Annotated in this window: 15 protein-coding genes and 2 pseudogenes; 10 read left to right on the plus strand and 7 right to left on the minus strand. The window is 65.3% G+C overall.

The window, feature by feature from the left end; translation table 11 throughout:
• Positions 1-41 precede the first annotated feature (41 nt).
• The 4 genes from ACFJI2_RS02095 to ACFJI2_RS02110 all read right to left on the minus strand — a co-directional run bounded on the left by ACFJI2_RS02095 (position 42) and on the right by ACFJI2_RS02110 (position 3,377).
• A complete protein-coding gene (locus tag ACFJI2_RS02095; RefSeq protein ID WP_107876340.1) occupies positions 42-1,277 on the minus strand; it encodes a polyhydroxyalkanoate depolymerase in 1,236 nt (411 codons plus the stop codon).
• 188 nt (positions 1,278-1,465) lie between these two features.
• Positions 1,466-1,786: a ferredoxin FdxA gene (gene fdxA, locus ACFJI2_RS02100; RefSeq protein WP_057153479.1), complete on the minus strand. Its 321-nt coding sequence runs from the start codon at positions 1,784-1,786 to the stop codon at positions 1,466-1,468.
• 155 nt (positions 1,787-1,941) lie between these two features.
• Positions 1,942-2,925 carry a hypothetical protein gene (locus ACFJI2_RS02105; RefSeq protein ID WP_377703553.1) on the minus strand — a complete coding sequence of 328 codons (984 nt, stop codon included), beginning with the start codon at positions 2,923-2,925 and terminating at the stop codon, positions 1,942-1,944.
• Positions 2,859-3,377 carry a hypothetical protein gene (locus ACFJI2_RS02110; protein ID WP_377703554.1) on the minus strand — a complete coding sequence of 173 codons (519 nt, stop codon included), beginning with the start codon at positions 3,375-3,377 and terminating at the stop codon, positions 2,859-2,861. Before ACFJI2_RS02110 ends, ACFJI2_RS02105 begins: the two co-directional genes overlap by 67 nt.
• A gap of 173 nt (positions 3,378-3,550) precedes the next feature.
• Between ACFJI2_RS02110 and ACFJI2_RS02115 the strand changes: the two are divergent.
• A pseudogene (locus ACFJI2_RS02115) lies at positions 3,551-4,826 on the plus strand (putative Na+/H+ antiporter).
• 135 nt (positions 4,827-4,961) lie between these two features.
• Entirely contained in the window at positions 4,962-5,153 is a 192-nt protein-coding gene (locus ACFJI2_RS02120; protein ID WP_377705785.1) for a polyhydroxyalkanoic acid system family protein, read from the plus strand.
• Between the two features lie 49 nt (positions 5,154-5,202).
• Here ACFJI2_RS02120 and ACFJI2_RS02125 read toward each other — a convergent pair whose 3' ends face one another.
• On the minus strand, positions 5,203-5,460 hold the full coding sequence (locus ACFJI2_RS02125) for an acyl-CoA-binding protein (RefSeq protein WP_107876346.1): 258 nt from the start codon (positions 5,458-5,460) through the stop codon (positions 5,203-5,205).
• A 123-nt stretch (positions 5,461-5,583) separates the two neighbouring features.
• On the opposite strand from ACFJI2_RS02125, the gene ACFJI2_RS02130 reads away from it, so the two are divergent.
• A complete protein-coding gene (locus ACFJI2_RS02130; protein WP_377703555.1) occupies positions 5,584-7,038 on the plus strand; it encodes a wax ester/triacylglycerol synthase family O-acyltransferase in 1,455 nt (484 codons plus the stop codon).
• Positions 7,039-7,122: 84 nt separating this feature from the next.
• On the opposite strand, the gene ACFJI2_RS02135 is transcribed toward ACFJI2_RS02130, so the two are convergent.
• Positions 7,123-7,410: an HU family DNA-binding protein gene (locus ACFJI2_RS02135; protein WP_050409188.1), complete on the minus strand. Its 288-nt coding sequence runs from the start codon at positions 7,408-7,410 to the stop codon at positions 7,123-7,125.
• Positions 7,411-7,588: 178 nt separating this feature from the next.
• On the opposite strand from ACFJI2_RS02135, the gene ACFJI2_RS02140 reads away from it, so the two are divergent.
• Positions 7,589-8,356: a hypothetical protein gene (locus ACFJI2_RS02140; RefSeq protein ID WP_377703556.1), complete on the plus strand. Its 768-nt coding sequence runs from the start codon at positions 7,589-7,591 to the stop codon at positions 8,354-8,356.
• Between the two features lie 69 nt (positions 8,357-8,425).
• Here the strand turns inward: ACFJI2_RS02140 and ACFJI2_RS02145 are convergent, their stop codons facing one another.
• Positions 8,426-8,782, minus strand: a complete 357-nt coding sequence (locus ACFJI2_RS02145) for an FKBP-type peptidyl-prolyl cis-trans isomerase (protein ID WP_107876350.1) — start codon at positions 8,780-8,782, stop codon at positions 8,426-8,428.
• Between the two features lie 149 nt (positions 8,783-8,931).
• Between ACFJI2_RS02145 and ACFJI2_RS02150 the strand changes: the two genes are divergently transcribed.
• From ACFJI2_RS02150 to ACFJI2_RS02175, 6 genes and pseudogenes are all read left to right on the plus strand, one after another.
• Positions 8,932-9,903: a beta-propeller fold lactonase family protein gene (locus ACFJI2_RS02150; RefSeq protein WP_107980717.1), complete on the plus strand. Its 972-nt coding sequence runs from the start codon at positions 8,932-8,934 to the stop codon at positions 9,901-9,903.
• A gap of 7 nt (positions 9,904-9,910) precedes the next feature.
• Complete coding sequence (locus tag ACFJI2_RS02155) at positions 9,911-10,720, plus strand: polysaccharide deacetylase family protein (RefSeq protein ID WP_377703557.1); 810 nt, start codon at positions 9,911-9,913, stop codon at positions 10,718-10,720.
• A gap of 16 nt (positions 10,721-10,736) precedes the next feature.
• The gene (locus ACFJI2_RS02160) at positions 10,737-11,735 is read left to right on the plus strand and encodes a sterol desaturase family protein (protein ID WP_377703558.1); all 999 of its coding nucleotides are present in this window, start codon (positions 10,737-10,739) and stop codon (positions 11,733-11,735) included.
• A complete protein-coding gene (locus ACFJI2_RS02165; protein WP_377703561.1) occupies positions 11,732-12,553 on the plus strand; it encodes an EI24 domain-containing protein in 822 nt (273 codons plus the stop codon). Before ACFJI2_RS02160 ends, ACFJI2_RS02165 begins: the two co-directional genes overlap by 4 nt.
• A gap of 9 nt (positions 12,554-12,562) precedes the next feature.
• Positions 12,563-13,348 (plus strand): competence/damage-inducible protein A, encoded by a 786-nt coding sequence (locus tag ACFJI2_RS02170; RefSeq protein WP_377703562.1) that lies wholly within the window; start codon positions 12,563-12,565, stop codon positions 13,346-13,348.
• A gap of 309 nt (positions 13,349-13,657) precedes the next feature.
• A pseudogene (locus ACFJI2_RS02175) lies at positions 13,658-16,835 on the plus strand (transglycosylase domain-containing protein).
• The last annotated feature ends 55 nt before the right edge of the window (positions 16,836-16,890 follow it).

Here is a 16,890-nt window from a genome sequence, read left to right on the forward strand (position 1 = left end):
AATAAAAAATCCCCGGACGGGCCGGGGATCTGTGCGCTGCCTTATCCGTGCTTGCGGATGAATTCGCTGATCTTGGGACAGACCACCTCGCGCCAGCGACGGCCCGAGAAGATGCCGTAGTGGCCGGCGCCCGGCGCCACGAAGTCCTGCTGCATGTCGGCCGGGATGTTGGCGCACAGCTCGTGCGCGGCCTGGGTCTGGCCGGCACCGGAGATGTCGTCCAGCTCGCCTTCCACGGTGAACAGCGCCACATTGGTGATGTCCTGCGGACGCACCAGCTGGCCGCCCACTTTCCACGTGCCCTGCGGCAGCGAGAAGTCCTGGAACACGGTCTTGATGGTGTCCAGGTAGTACTCGGCCGGCATGTCCAGCACGGCGTTGTACTCGTCGTAGAACTTGCGGTGGCTTTCCGCCGGCTCGTCGTCGCCCGTCACCAGATGCATGTAGAACTCGCGGTGGCTCTGCGCGTGGCGGCCCGGGTTCATGGCGATGAAGCCGGCGTGCTGCAGGAAGCCCGGATAGACTTTGCGGCCAAAGCCGGGGTAGTTCGGCGGCACCGCGTAGATGACGGTGTTTTCAAACCACGAGAATTTCTTCTCGGTGGCCAGGTTGTTCACGGCCGTGGGCGATTTGCGCGGGTCGATCGGGCCGCCCATCATGGTCATGGTCTTCGGCAGCTTCGGGTCCTTGGCGGACGCCATCAGCGAGATGGCGGCCAGCACCGGCACGGTCGGCTGGCACACGGAAATCACGTGCAGGTCCGGCCCCAGGTGGCGGATGAATTCCTGCACATAGAAGATGTAGTCGTCCAGGTGGAAGGGGCCGGCCGACAGCGGCACCATGCGCGCGTCGGTCCAGTCGGTAATGTAGACGTCCTGCTCGTGCAGCAGCGCCGATACGGTGTCGCGCAGCAGCGTGGAGTGGTGGCCCGACAGCGGCGCCACCAGCAGCACGGTGGGATGCTTGAGCGCGCGGTTTTCCTTGTCGCTCAGGTCTTTCTTGAAATGGATCAGGCGGCAGAACGGCTTGTTGATCACCACGTGCTCAACGATGCGGGTTTCCTTGCCGTTGACGGTAACGCTATCAATGCCGAACGCCGGTTTTTCGTATTCTTTGCCTAAACGGTACATCAGCTCGTAACCTGCTGCGATCCTCTGCGAAAAGGGCGTGTGCGCCAGAGGAGAGACTGGGTTGCTGAACAGTTTGGAAGACGCATCGGCCCATTGCATCAGGGGAGTCAGGAACGTGCGTTGCATTTCGTGCAGTTGGTAAAGCATAAATATTCCTGTTAACGATGGGAAATCATGAACCCATTATAGGATATTTGCCCATGACGTAAAGCATTTTGCCGTAACCATGGGCAAGAGCGACCGCGCACCGCGCTGACCATGGGTACTAAGATAATACTGGACCGGAAACAAAAAAAGCAGCGTTTCCGCTGCTTTTGTGTAGGACGTGTCTGAGATTACCGCACCAGCAGGTGCAGTTTGTCCTGGACGTCTTTGAACTGCTCCGCTTCCGGCAGGGCGGCCTTGGTCTTGGTGATGGAAGGCCAGTGCGTCAGCTCGGCGTTGATCTTGATGAACTGGACCTGGTTGGCCGGCACGTCTTCCTCGGCGAAGATGGCGTTCACTGGGCATTCGGCAACGCAGACTGCGCAATCGATGCACTCGTCCGGATCGATAACCAGGAAGTTCGGGCCTTCGCGGAAGCAATCTACCGGGCAAACATCGACGCAGTCGGTGTAACGGCAGCTGATGCAAGATTCGGTAACTACGTGGGTCATGACAGTCCTATCTATGTTGGTCGACTACAGCAAAGCACTGTATTTTAAGGTAATTTGCGCGCCGCCACAATTCGCAGGCGGTTTGGCCTTAGATACTATGCGCATAAGCAAATGCGTCCCGTCTATTTCGCCGGCTGCGAAATAGACGGGAAGCGTCAGCCGCCGTTGCGCGCCGCATAGCCCTGGCACCAGCGCGCCAGCTCGGCGCGTTCCTGGTCGAGCGCGTCCTCCAGCTCGAAGTACTGGGCGTTGTTCATGGTGCCGCAGCAGGCGCGGCGGTCCTGCGGCACGCCGGGCTGGTCTTCCACGTCGGGCGCCAACTCGGCTGGCGCGGCCGTCCCGCCGTTGCCGGTCGGTCCCTGGCCTTGTCCCTGGTCCTGCGCCGCAGGGGCGATAACCACCTCGCGCATGCTGAAGCGGTTGCGGATGAAGTTCCCGTACTCGGCCGGCTTGCCGTCCTCGGCCACGATGCGCAGCATCTGGTTCACCACGTGGGCGTAGCTGGCGGCGTGGTCGGGCGCGGCCATCAGCGCGCGCAGCACCAGGCCGCACAGGTATTCGCCCACGCGGTGCAGCATGGCGGCGTCGTCCTGCAAGCCGGGCTGGCGTTCGTGGGCGAACATGTCGGCCAGGATGTCGTAGACGGCGCCGGTAAACACCTGCGAAATGGCATGCACCTCGTTGCCGGCCTCGGATAGCTTGAGGTCGTTGTCGGCGTTGCGCAGGCCGTTGGGGCGGCCCAGCGCCAGGCCGAACTGTTCGGCCATGTCGGCCAGGAAGGTCTTGTCGTGCAGGTCGGCCTTGGTCTGGGCGATAACGGCCTCGGTCTGGTCCAGCTGCGACAGGGTGAGGAAGATGGCGGTCAGGTCGCCGAAGGATTCGTGCAGGCCGCCGGTCTGCGGCGGGTTGTTGTTGAGCAGCCAGCGCGGCTTCAGGCCGTCCAGCACCGCGTGGCCGGTCTCGTGCGCCACGATGTCGAAGGAGCGGCAGGTATACATGCGCTCGTCGGCGCCGTTGGGCACAAAGTCGCCGAACTTCAGGGCGCGTTCGTCGCGGCTGTAGTAGGCATTCATCACGTCCGGCAGGCCGTGCGGGAAGTCTGCAGCGGCTTGGTGTCGCTGGCGCTGTTCCACTGCCATGGCAGCGGCGCCGCCTCGCCGCCGCTGGCCAGCGCGCGCTGGTACATGGTCAGCGTCTGGCGCACCACGGCGAAGGTGTGCACCGCGTCGAACTGGTCGGTGTTGGGCTGCATGATGAAGTCGCCAAAGGCGTTCGGGCTGACCGGCAGGATGCCGGGCGCGCCGCTGGCGATGCGGGCGTCGCGCGGGCCTTCCAGGATCACGCCGGGCAGGAAGGTCTTGCGCGTGCCCAGCTCCGTTACCGAGGGGTCCTGCTTCCAGATCAGCACGCGCGAACCGGCCGGAAAGGCGGCCGCGGCCAGGCCGTTGGTGCTGCGGCAGGGCCGGCCCGGCTGCATGGTGGCCTGGGCCGCCTTGCGGTGCACGCGGTAGGGCGCGGACGGGGTGGGCACGTAGCTGACCGGCAGCTTGTTGGCCGGGGTCAGCAGGGTTTCGATCACTTCGGATTCCATATCGCCTCCAAGTCGAAGCGGCGGCGGCCGAATGCCGCGCCGAATACAGAGTGTGGCCCGGCGCGCGCCGCCACCGTTTGCGTTTGCTCAAAGCCACTGCGCTGCGCCGCCCCGGCCACCCGCTGGCCGCGCTGTCGTACAATGCCCGCTGGCATCGGCATAGAGGAGACAGCGTGGCACCCGGCATCATTGAAATCATCGGCGCGGCCCTGTTTGCCGTGGCCATCGTGCATACCTTTTCAACCAAGCTGTTCGAGCGGCTGGCGCACGCGCGCCCGGCCCACGCCGGGCTGTGGCACCTGCTGGGCGAAGTGGAGGTGGTGTTCGGCTTCTGGGCGCTGGTGCTGGTGCTGTGCCTGTTCGCGCTGCAGGGTCGGGACAGCGCCATTGCCTACCTGGACGGGCGCAACTTCACCGAGCCGCTGTTCGTGTTCGTCATCATGGTGATCGCCGCGACGCGCCCCATCCTGCAGAGCACGGCCGCCGCGGTTGGCCTGCTGGCGCGCGCACTGCCGCTGCCGGGCAGCATGGGGCCGTACATCGTGATCCTGGCGGTGGTGCCGCTGCTGGGCTCCTTCATCACCGAGCCGGCCGCCATGACCTTGGGCGCGCTGATACTGGCGCGCCGCATTTTCGCCGCCGGCATTTCGCCGCGCCTGCAGTACGCCACGCTGGGCGTACTGTTCGTCAACGTCTCCATCGGCGGCACGCTGACGCCGTTTGCCGCGCCGCCGGTGCTGATGGTGGCGGCCAAGTGGAACTGGGACATGGCGTATATGCTCAGCCACATCGGCTGGAAGGCTGCCGTGGCGGTCGGTTTCAACGCCGTGGCCGCCGCGCTGCTGTTTGCGCGCGAGCTGGGCCGGCTGGACGATCCGAGCGACGGCATCGGCCCGGGCGAAGTGAAGGAGGCACCGGTGCCGCTGCCGCTGGTGCTGGTGCACGTGCTGTTCCTGGCCGGCGTGGTGGTGTTCTCGCACCATCCGGCGGTGTTCATGGGCCTGTTCCTGTTCTTCCTCGGCGTGGCGCACGCCTACGAGCGCCACCAGGACCGCCTGATGCTGCGCGAAGGTTTGATGGTGGCCTTCTTCCTGGCCGGGCTGGTGGTGCTGGGCGGGCAGCAGCAGTGGTGGCTGCAAAGAGGTGTTGATGAGCATGAGCAGCCAGGCCGTCTACTATGGCGCGACGGCGCTGACGGCGGTCACCGACAACGCGGCGCTGACCTACCTGGGTTCGCTGGTGGAGGGGCTGAGCGAGGACTTCAAGTACGCGCTGGTGACAGGCGCCGTCACCGGCGGCGGCCTGACGGTGATCGCCAACGCGCCCAATCCGGCCGGCATGGCGCTGCTCAAGCGCTACTTCGGCGACGGCTGCGTCAGTCCGCTGGGCCTGTTCCTCGGCGCCCTGCCGCCGACCATGACCGCCATCGCGGCCTTCCGCCTGCTGTAAAATGGCGCCCGCCCCAGATTAAGGAGAGGATATTCGTGGCAGACATCAATATCGTTCAGGAACACAGCCTGACGCCCGAAAAAAGCCCGCGACGCGGCGCAGAAGGTCGCTGAGAAGCTGGCCGAGGAGTTCGACCTGGCCTATGAGTGGGACGGCGACGTGCTGCGCTTCGAGCGCAGCGGCGTGAACGGCACGCTGACGCTGACCAGGCACAAGGCGGAAATGTTCATCAAGCTGGGCTTTTTGTTCGGCGCCTTTGCGCCCGTCATCCAGGCCAAGGCCACCGAGAAGATGGCCAAGATCTTCGGCGGCGCCAAGGCTGCCTGATAAAAAGGCTGCCTGATAAAACAAAGCCCGCTGCGAGCGGGCTTTGTTTTTATGCGTCCTTCAGTTCTTCGATCAGGTCGATGTACTGCTGCCTGGCCTCGTCCTGCGCGGTGCCTTTCAGGGCAGCCCAGGCGTCGTACTTGGCGCGGCCCACCATGTCGGTGAAGCCCGGACGCGAGCCTTCCACGTCGCCGGCCGAACCCTGCTTGAACAGCGCATAGATCTTCAGCAGGGTCATATTGTCCGGACGCTCCGGAAGGTTTTTCGAATCGGCCATCGCTTGGTCGAATTGTTCTTGCAGACTCATAAACTCTCCTAGAGTAATATCACTAAAGTAACTTTGCGCACGTCCGTGCCGGAAGCCACATAATACAAAAATTATGCTGCGCCGGTGCGGTTGGCCCGAAAACTATAGAGGAGAAATTCAAATATGCTGTCTCATGCCTTGTCGGCGCTCGGCCGCAGAAAAATGTCCACGGTGGATACCGCCTGGCTGCGCATGGATTCCGAAGGAAACCAGATGATGATCGTCGGCGTGGCCATGATGGCCGAGCCGATCGGCGTGGCGGGGCTGAAGGACGCGCTGCAGACGCGCTTCCTGGCCTACCGCCGCTTCCGCAGCCGCGTGGTGACCGACCTGGCCGGCGCCTGGTGGGAAGAGGATGAGGTGGACCTGGACGACCACGTGGTGCACACCCGCCTGGACGACGAGGACGGCGCCTGCAACAAGGCCGCGCTGCAGCGCATGGTGGGCCTGCTGTCGCAGCAGCCGCTGGACCCGGCGCGCCCGCTGTGGCAGATGCACCTGGTGGACAACTGCATCGGCGAGGACGGCAAGGTGCGCCAGGCGCTGATCGTGCGCATCCACCACTGCATCGCCGACGGCATTGCGCTGGTGGGCGTGTTCATGTCCATGTTCGGCCAGCATCCGGACGAGCAGCCGGTGCAGCCGCCGGCGGCCGCCGTGGCCGAAGCGGAGGCCAATCCCTGGGAGCAGATCCTCAATCCCATCACCGCCGCCAGCGTCAAGACCATAGACCTGTCCTCGTCGGTGCTGCTCAAATCGATGAGCATGTGGGCTGACCTGGACAAAGTGGCGGGCCGCGTGGCGGCCGTGGGCCAGACCGCCGCCCAGCTGACCACGGATGCCGTCAAGCTCACGACCATGGCCGATGACAGCGCCACCCGCCTGAAGGGCAAGCCGAACGGCAAGAAGCACGTGTCGTGGAGCGAGCCGCTGCCGCTGGACGAGATCAAGGCGGTCAGCAAGGCCTATGGCTGCTCGGTGAACGACGTGCTGATGGCCAGCGTGGCCGGCGCCATCCGCGCCTACCTGAAGGACTGCGGCGACACCGTGGCGGGCGACTGCGAAGTGCGCGTGATGGTGCCGGTCAACCTGCGCAAGGCCAGCCGCCAGCAGCGCCTGGGCAATGCCTTCGGCCTGGTGCCGCTGGTGCTGCCGGTGGGGCTGGCCGATCCGGTGGCGCGGCTGGAGGAGGTCAAGCGGCGCATGACGGAACTGAAGGGCAGCTACACGGCGCTGGTGGCCATGTCGGTGCTGGGCGTGCTGGGCGCTTCGCCGAAACAGGTGCAAAACGAGATCCAGAACTTCTTCGCGCGCAAGGCCACCGCCGTGATGAGCAATGTGCCGGGGCCGCAAACGCCGCTGTACCTGGCCGGCAGCCGCCTGGACCAGATCATGTTCTGGGTGCCGCAGTCGGGCGATATCGGGGTGGGGGTATCCATTTTGTCCTACAACGGCGGGGTGCAGTTCGGCATCGTGACCGACGACGCGCTGGTGAAGGACCCGGACAACATCATCCGCCGCTTCGCGCCCGAGTTCGAAAAACTGGTGCTGCTGGCGCTGATGGACGGCTGCGCGTAAACGGTGCAGGCAAGGGGGCGGGCAAAGGTGCGGGCAAAAAAATGGCCGGGCTTGGCCCGGCCTGCAACCCAATCACCGAAGTGATTACTTCTTCTTGGTTGGGTTCACTGCCGCTTTCAGGGTGGCGCCAGCGGAGAATTTCGGGGTCTTGGACGCGGCGATCTTGATCGCTTCGCCGGTTGCAGGATTGCGGCCTTTACGAGCTGCGCGCTTGGCGACGGAGAAGGTGCCGAAGCCGGTGATGCCGACCGTGTCGCCCTTTTTCAGACGCTCGGTAACGATGGCAATCAGAGTGTTCACTGCATCGTTGGCTGCTGCGCCCGACATCTCGGTACGCTTAGCAAATTCTGCAATCAGTTCGCCTTTTTTCATTACTACCTCCTTGGTTAATAGAGCGCGCAGATTAGCACATAATTATTGCTTGGGGTAAGAATCTGCTGACAGAATTTTTAAAGTAAGCCATACGGGCGTTGGCTTGCGTCGATTTTGTGCCACGCCTGCTACCCCTGCCGCGTCTCTGGGGGTATGATCGGAACTAGCGAGGAACCGTATGATGAGCTTTTCCGACGACATCCTGATGGCTTACGCCGACGGCGAACTGGACCAGGCAACCCGGCAGGCCGTGGAGGCAGCCGTGCTGCGCGACGCGGCCTTGGCGCAGCGCCTGGCGCACTTCCAGGCGGCGCGGCGGCGCATGGCCGGGCCGCGCCGCGGCGCCACCGTGGTGCAGCTGGCGGCCGTGCGCGCTACCCGCGCCGCCAGCCAGCAGGCCGCGCGCAAGGCGCGCAAGGGCTGGCGCTGGTCGTGGATGGAGTGGGGCGCGCTGGCCGCCGTGCTGGCGGTGGGCGTGGTGGCGGGCAAGTTCGGCCTGGCCGACTGGCAGCCGGACCCGCAGGCGCCGCCCGGCGTGGCCTGGCGCGACGGCGCGCTGGTGGCGCAGGGCAGGCTGGCGCTGGCGCTGGACCAGGCGCCGTCCGGCGCGGGCGGGGTGTACGGCGGCAGCGTGCGCATCGTGGCCAGCTTCGTGGCGGCCGACGGCGCGTATTGCCGCAGCTTCAGCGCCAATAGTGCTCATGGGAGTGCGGCAGGCACGGGGCAGGGCGCGGGACAGGGAAATCAGGAATTGGCGGGGCTGGCCTGCAAGGGCGCGGCCGGATGGAAGCTGGCGGTGCTGGTACAGAGTCCGGCGGCCGGCGACAAGCCGGCGCGGACCGAATTGCCTGCGGCGGTGCAGGCGGTGGCGGAGCAGCGCAGCAGCGGGGCGCTGCTCGACGCGGCGGCCGAGCAGGAAGCCATGCAGCGCGGCTGGCTGCGCTGATGGCGGCGCTGATGGCGGGTTAGCGGGGCGCGCCGAGCGCAGCGTAATCCGCCGCAGCGAGCCGCAGTATTAAACGCCCAGCAGCTCGACTTCGAAGATCAGCGTAGCGTTCGGCGGGATCACGCCGCCGGCGCCGCGCGCGCCGTAGCCCAGGTCGGCCGGGATGGTCAGCACGCGGGTGCCGCCGATTTTCATGCCTTGCACGCCTTCGTCCCAGCCGCGGATCACCATGCCGGCGCCCAGGGCGAACTCGAACGGGTCGTTGCGGTCCTTGCTGGAATCGAACTTGGAACCCTTGCTGCCGTCGTCGTTGCGCAGCCAGCCGGTGTAGTGCACGGTGACGTTCTGGCCGGCTTTCGCTTCGGCGCCTTCGCCGACCTTGACGTCGTCGTATTGCAGGCCGGATGGGGTGGTAATAGTGGACATAATCTTCCTTTTGTTTGTTAGGTTAGCCATTTATTGTAGTCTGTGCCGCGCATCGGCGCTATTCCCCAGCATAATTGTCGCCAATTCCCCTTACACGGCTGCGGTTTGCACTTAGAATAGTGTTTTGCTCTTCAGAAGCGATTCACGTCATGTTCCGCAGTCTCCGCCGCATCATCCTTTCCAGTGTCTGCCTGGTTTCCGCCCTCAGCTCGGCGCAAGCGAACGTGGTTGTCGTGCTCAATTCGCGCGACGCCACCGTCCAGTTGCTGGACCAGTCCAGCTACAAGACCCTGTCCACTTTCCCCGTCGGCAAAGAGCCGCACCACCTGATGGCCACGCCGGACAACAAGTCCCTGATCGTGGCCAGCTCGGTGGGCAACGAGCTGGTGTTCCTGGACCCGAAGACGGGCCAGGTCCAGCGCACCATCAAGGACATCCTCGATCCTTACCAGATCGGCTTCTCGCCGGACCAGAAATGGTTCGTGGTGACGTCGCTGCGCCTGGACCGGGTCGATATCTACAAGTACGACGGCAAGACCTTCACGTTGTCCAAGCGCCTGCCGCTGCCCAAGCTGCCCAGCCACATCGCCTTCGACGCGGCCAGCAGCATGGCCTTCATCACCCAGCAGGGCAGCGACCAGATCAGCTGCATCGACCTGAAAACCCAGCAGATCAAGTGGACCATGCCGGTTGGCAAGCTGCCGGCCGGGATTTCGATGACGCCGGACGACAAGAACCTGCTGGTCGGCATCATGGGCAGCGACTACGTGGAAGTGATCGACTGGAAGACCCAGAAGACGGTCAAGAAGATCAAGGCCGGCAACGGCACCCACAACTTCCGCGCGCTGGGCGACGGCCGCCTGACCTATGTGTCGAACCGCGTGTCGAACACCATCAACATCATCGACCAGAAGACGCTGGAGAACGTCGGCACGATCAACGTGCCGGGCGGCCCGGACTGCATGGAGATCACCGACGACAAGAAGACCATGTGGGTCACGCTGCGCTGGATCAAGAAGGTGGCGGTGGTCGACCTGGCCACGCGCAAGGTGGTCAAGCTGATCCCGGTCGGCCGCTCGCCGCACGGCGTGTTCTTTGCCAATTCCTCGCCGCGCGTTTGAGCACGCCATGAGCGGCCCGCTGCTATCGGGCGGCGCTGCCGCCTTCGCTGCCCTGGCGGCCCTGGCATGCGCGGCCGCCGCGCCGGCCGGGGCGGCCGCGCCTGCGGCCGGGTGCCGCGGCACCGTCTACCTCACCTTCGATACCGGCAGCCAGTCGCAGGCCGAGCTGATCGCGCAAACCCTGAACAAGCACCAGATCAAGGCCACCTTCTTCCTCGCCAACGAGAAGACGGTGCGCGGCGACTACGCGCTGGACCCATCCTGGGCACCGTTCTGGAAGGCGCGCGCGGCCGAAGGCCACGCTTTCGGCTCGCACACCTTCGACCATGTGTATTGGCTGAAAGACGCGCCCGACGGCCGCCTGCAGGTCAAGCCGCAATTCGGCGCGGCCGCCGGCAAGGTGCAGAACTGGACGCCGGCCCAGTACTGCGAAGAGATCAAGCGGGTCGACAACCGCTTCCACGAACTGACGGGCAAGCACCTGGACCCGATCTGGCGCGCCCCCGGCGGCAAGACCTCGCCGCGTTCGCTGGCCGCCGCCAGCGCTTGCGGCTACGCGCACGTGGGCTGGGCCAAGGCCGGCTTCTCGGGCGACGAGCTGTCCAGCAGCGCCTGGCCGAATGCGGTATTGTTGGAGAAATCGCTGCGCGAGCTGCGCGGCGGCGACATCTTCATGGCCCACATGGGCATCTGGTCGCGCAAGGACCCGTGGGCACCGGCCAACCTGGAACCGCTGATCGCGGGCCTGAAGCAGAAAGGCTATTGCTTCGCCACGCTGCGCGAGCATCCGGACTATTCATCCCAATTCAAGCATTGAAAAGCACGATCCAAGCATGATCCAACTGTTAAGCGACTGGCTCGGCGCCGCCCAGGGCTGGCTGTTCGAGACCGTGATCCAGCCCATCCTGTTCTACGGCGGCCTGGGCGACATTACCGAGGAAGCCTTCGAAGGCACCGAATGGCTGCTGATCGGCCTGGCCGAGCTGGTGCTGCTGTTCCTGGTGCTGCGTCCGCTGGAAGCGCTGATCCCGGTGCACAAGTTCACCGACCCGCGCGCGCGCTGGAACGACTTCATCTACACCGTGCTGCACCGCCTCGGCCTGTTCACCGTCGTGATCTTCTTCACGCTCGACCCGCTGCTGGATCACCTGAACGCCTTGCTGCGGCTGGAAGACGTGCGTCCCTTCAACCTGGAAAACCTGTTCCCGGACATCGGCCCGCTGGGCAGTTTCGTGCTGTACCTGCTGGTGCTGGACTTCGTCGATTACTGGTACCACCGCGCCTCGCACCAGTTCAACTGGTGGTGGGGCTTGCACAGCCTGCACCACAGCCAGATGAATATGAACCTGTGGAGCGACGACCGCAACCACGTGCTGGACGACCTGCTGCGCGACGTCGTCATGGGCCTGGTGGCCATCGGCATCGGCGTGCCGCCGGCGCAGTACGTGCTGCTGGTGTCGCTGTCGCGCATTATCCAGAGCCTGCAGCACGCCAATGTGCGCGTGCATTTCGGCGCCATCGGCGAGCGGCTGCTGGTGTCGCCGCGCTACCACCGCATGCACCACGCCATCGGCGTCGGCCACGAATCGCACGGCAAGGGCACGCTGGGCGGCTGCAATTTCGCGGTGCTGTTCCCGGTCTGGGACATGCTGTTCCGCACCGCTAACTTCACGCCCGCATTCGTCCAGACCGGCATCCGCGACCAGCTGCCGCAGACTGCGCCGGACGGCAGCGTGAGGCCGGGCCGCGAGTACGGACGCGGCTTCTGGCAGCAGCAGTGGCTGGGCCTGAAGCGCATGGTGCATAACTTTGGCAAGGAGCCGACGCAATGAGGGGTGTCATCAACGCTTACGGGCGCGCGCTGCTGTCGCAGCTGCACGGCAAGATGCTGGTGCTGAGCATTGCGCCCTTCCTGCTGTCGGTGGCGCTGTGGGCGGTGCTGCTGTATTTCTGCCTGCAGCCCATGGTCGATTACCTGCATGCCGCCTTCATCGAGCACGACCTGTTCGGCAGCAGCACCAGCTGGCTCAATGCCATCGGCCTGGGCGTGCTGAAGACCGTGGTGCCGCCCCTGATCGCCATGCTCACGCTGCTGCCGCTGATGATACTGACGGCGCTGATCTTTATCGGCGTGGCCGCCATGCCTTTCGTGGTGCGCCACGTGGGCGGGCGCCACTATCCGCAACTGGAGAAAAAGCGCGGCGGCAGCATCGCCGGCAGCGTGGCGGCCGCGCTGGGCGGCTTCGCCATCTTCGTGCTGGTGTGGTTCCTGGCGTTGCCGCTGTATTTGTTCCCGCCGGCCGCGCTGCTGGTGCAGGTGCTGCTGTGGGGCTGGCTGACGCAGCGCGTGATGACCTACGACGCATTGGCCGACTACGCCAGCGAGCAAGAGCGCGCCGAGCTGCGGCGCGCGCACCGCTGGCAGCTGATGGTGATCGGCGTGGTGTCCGGCGTGGCCGGCGCCATTCCGGGCGTGGTGTGGGTGGGCGGGGCTACCATCGCGGTGGTGTTCTTCCCCTTCCTGGCGGCAGCCTCGATCTGGCTGTACGTGCTGATATTTATCTTCACCGGTTTGTGGTTTGAGTATTATTGTCTGGAGGCGCTGCAGCAGCAGCGCGCCATGCGACCGCAATCCGACCAAACTGAATAGGGCAGGGCTATGGCTATTGGACTGATCATCATCGGCGACGAAATCCTCTCGGGCAAACGGGTCGACCAGCATTTCCCCAAAGTGGTGCAATTGCTGGCCGCGCGCGGCTTGCAGCTGGGCTGGGCCGAATACCTGGGCGACGATCCGGCGCGCATTACGGCCGCGCTCAAGCGCAGCTTCGCCAGCGGCGACATCGTGTTTTCCTGCGGCGGCATCGGCGCCACGCCGGACGACCACACGCGCCAGGCTGCGGCCGACGCGCTCGGCCTGCCGCTGGTGCTGCACGAACAGGGCAAGCAGAACATCCAGCAGCGCATCCTGCAAATGGGGCGCGAAGCGGGCCAGCCGGTGGACCTGGAGTCGGAAGAGAATCTGCACCGGCTCAAGATGGCAGAGTTCCCGGACGGCGCGGCGCTGGTGCCCAATCCCTACAACAACGTGGCCGGCTTCGCCATCCGCAACCATTACTTCGTGCCGGGCTTCCCGGTGATGGCCTGGCCGATGATTGAATGGGTGCTCGACACCCATTACGCCGACCTGTTCAACCGCGAGCCGCGCGCCGAGCACGGCACGCTGGTGTACGAGGCGGCCGAATCGGCGCTCACGCCGCTGATGGTGGCGCTGGAGGCGCAATACCCGCGCATCAAGGTATTCAGCCTGCCCAGCGTGGGCGACGCCAACACGCGCCGGCACATCGAATTGGGGGTGAAGGGCGAGCCGGGCCAGGCTGCCGAAGCGTTCGCGAAAATGTGCGCGGAGCTGGACCGCCTGCAGGTTGAGTACGTGCGCTTGTAGGACGTGGGATGACAGCGCCGTGACAGCGGGATGACAGCTCAACCGTATACGTTGTTTTTTTGCGAAAAAGCCTGAGCCCAGATCAAATAATCGGCGTACCGGCCTGTGCGTGCGGTGCCGATGTGGTGCAATGGATAGCAAGAGCAGGTATCACCGAATCATCACGGCTAAGCAATATTAAGCAATATCATGGCAAGCAACCCAGGCAATCGACGTTTCCGCAGGCCCCTCATCGTTGCGCGCGCAGTGCGCAAATTGCGCGCAGGCGCTGCAGTATTCGGCTTCAGCCGCCGCAGCCGTTTGCGGGTGGTGCCGCCGCCGCAGACCGCCGTGCTGCTGCACGCGCAGACCGCCGCGCCCGAGCCGGCCGAACCGGGCAAGCCGAAGAGCAAGCGCTCGCGCAACGCCTTCATCCTCCTGTTGCTGGTGCTGCTGTCGCTGGCCATCTGGTGGATGCTGCAGGAAATGCGCACCTCGGCCATGCAGGCCAAGTTCTTCTCCGAGCTGGCCGGCAAGGTCAGCTACAAGGTCGAACCCGGTCCCAGCAAGGCGATCCGCTACCCGCACGACAGCCCCTACGACGAGCGGCTCGGCTACGCCAACCTGCCCGACTACTCGGGCAAGCTGAAAACGCGCGACTACGAGGTGGCTGCGCAGGCGCGCTTCTCGCCCAAGATGATAGAACTGGCCGACATGGGCATCTTCGCCACCTACCGCGAGAAGACCCGCACCGGCTTGAATATCGTGGACTGCCGCGCCGAGCCGCTGTTTACCGCCAGCTACCCCGAGCGCATCTATCCCGGCTTCAAGGAAACCCCGACCGCGCTGGTGCAAAGCCTGCTGTTCATCGAGAACCGCGAGCTGCTCGACAACACCTATCCGAAGCGTAACCCGGCGGTGGAATGGGACCGGCTGAGCAAGGCGGTGCTGGAGAAATCCGTCAGCGCCGTGGCGGGCGGCCACCGCGCCGCCGGCGGCAGCACGCTGGCCACGCAGATCGAGAAGTACCGCCATTCGCCCGAGGGCCGCACCGGCTCGATGAAGGAGCAAGCTGCAGCAGATGATCTCGGCCACCCTGCGCGCCTACCAGCACGGCCCGGACACCACCGCCGTGCGGCGCCAGATCGTGGTGGACTACCTGAACACCGTGCCGCTGTCGGCCAAGCCGGGCTATGGCGAAGTGAACGGCATCGGCGACGGCATGTGGGTCTGGTACGGCCGCGACTTCAATGAAATCAACCGCCTGCTGAGCGGCAAGATGGACCAGCCGGGCAGCGCGCTGGCCTTCAAGGAAGCCCTCAGCCTGCTGATCGCGCAGCGCCGCCCCAGCTACTACCTGGGCGCCGGCGACGCCGACCTGGAAACGCTGGCCAACAGCCACCTGCGCGTGCTGGCGCAAGCCGGCATCATCACGCCGCAGCTGCGCGACGCGGCGCTCAAGGAGCGCCTGCACCCGGCCGCCGGCAACGGCCTGGCGGCGGCGCCGGACATGTCCTTCGTCGAGCGCAAGGCGTCCAACTCGGTGCGCAACCACCTGGCCAATCTGCTGGGCGACAACCGCATGTACAACCTGGACCGCCTGGACCTGAACGTGGTCAGCACGCTGGACGCGCAAGCGCAGCGCAAGGTGACGCAGGTGCTGCGCGACCTGCGCGACCCGGAGATGGCCAAGGCTGCCGGCCTGACCGGCAAGGGCATGCTGGGCAACGGCGATCCGGCCAACGTGGTGTACAGCTTCACCCTGCTGGAGAAGGGCGAGGGCACCAACTACCTGCGCCTGCAGACCGACAACTTCGACCAGCCGCTGGACATCAACGAAGGCGCCAAGCTGGACCTGGGTTCCACCGCCAAGCTGCGCACCCTGGTGACCTACCTGGACATCATCGACCAGCTGCACAAGCGCTACAAGGACATGAGCCCGGACCAGCTGCGCAAGGTGACGCTGGCGCCGCAGGACCGCCTGAGCCAGTGGGGCGTGGCCTACTTCCTCGAACACCCGAGCGACAAGCGCGACCTGCCGTCCATGCTGGCCGAGGCGATGGAGCGCAAGTACTCCGGCAACCCGGGCGAAGGCTTCTTCACCGGCGGCGGCGTGCACACTTTCGGCAACTTCTCGAAAGAGGACGATAGCCGCATCCTGACCGTGCGCGAAGCGCTGCGCCGCTCCACCAACCTGGTGTTCGTGCGCCTGATGCGCGACGTGGTGAAGTACTACATGTTCCAGGCGCCCGGCTCCTCGGCCTCGCTGCTGGCCGACGCCGACGATCCGCGCCGCGCCGAGTACCTGGCGCGCTTCGCCGACAAGGAAGGCAAGGAATTCCTGTACCGCTTCTACGCCAAGTACCGCGGCAAGCCGAAGGCGGAGCTGGACAAGATCCTGGTGTCCAGCATCCGCCCGACGCCGGTGCGGCTGGCCAATATCCACCGCACGCTGTTCCCCAACGCCACGGTGGAGCAGTTCAGCAGCTACCTGAACGACAACCTGCCGTCGCAGAACGAGATCCAGGACGACCGCGCCGCCAGGATGTACGAGCAGTACGCGATGGACAAATGGTCGCTGGCCGACCGCGGCTACCTGGCCAATGTGCACCCGCTGGAGCTGTGGCTGGTGGCCTACCTGCGCAACAACGAAAACGCCACCATGGCGCAGGCGGTGGCGGCCAGCGAGAAGGAGCGCCAGGAGGTCTACCAGTGGCTGTTCAAGACGCACCGCAAGCACGCGCAGGACAAGCGCATTGCCGGCCTGGTGGAGATGGAGAGCTTCATGGCCATCCACCGCCAGTGGAAGAAGATGGGCTACCCGTTCGAGTCGCTGGTGCCGTCCTACGCCACCACGCTGGGCGCGTCGGCCGACCGGCCGTCGGCGCTGGCCGAGATGATGGGCATTATCATCAACGGCGGCGTGCGCCAGAGCAGCCAGCGCATCACCTCGCTGCACTTCGCTTCCGGCACGCCGTATGAAACCCTGGTCAAGCGCGGCAAGCCGACCAGCAACGAGCAGGTGCTGTCGCCAGAAGTGGCGCGCGCGGCGGCGGACGCGATCCGCGAGGTGGTGTCGGACGGCACCGCCAAGCGCGTCAAGGCTGCCTTCGTGAAGGCCGACGGCTCCATCATCCCGGTGGGCGGCAAGACCGGCACCGGCGACCAGCGCTTTGAAGTGTACGGCGCAGGCGGACGGCTGATCGAATCGCGCTTCGTGAACCGTTCTGCCACCTTTGTGTTCAACATCGGCGAACGCTTCTTCGGTAGCATGACGGCTTATGTGCACGGGCCGGAATCGAAGAACTACGACTTCACCAGCGCGCTGCCGGTGCAGCTGCTGGTGGTGCTGGCGCCCAGCCTGATGCCGCTGATCGAGCCGAATGCGGTGCCCAAGGCGGGCGTGGTGGCGGCGGTGCACAACCCGGACGCCGCCGGCAGCGCCAAGCCGACGCTGGCGCCCGCGGCAGCCGGCGCCACGCCGCAGATGCGCGCTTGCGGGGGCTGATGGCGGGCCCGGCGGCGGGTTACGGCGTTCCGCCTGACCCGCCCTACGGTGTACC

The organism is Pseudoduganella sp. UC29_71 (assembly GCF_042693265.1).
Lineage (GTDB): Bacteria > Pseudomonadota > Gammaproteobacteria > Burkholderiales > Burkholderiaceae_D > Rugamonas.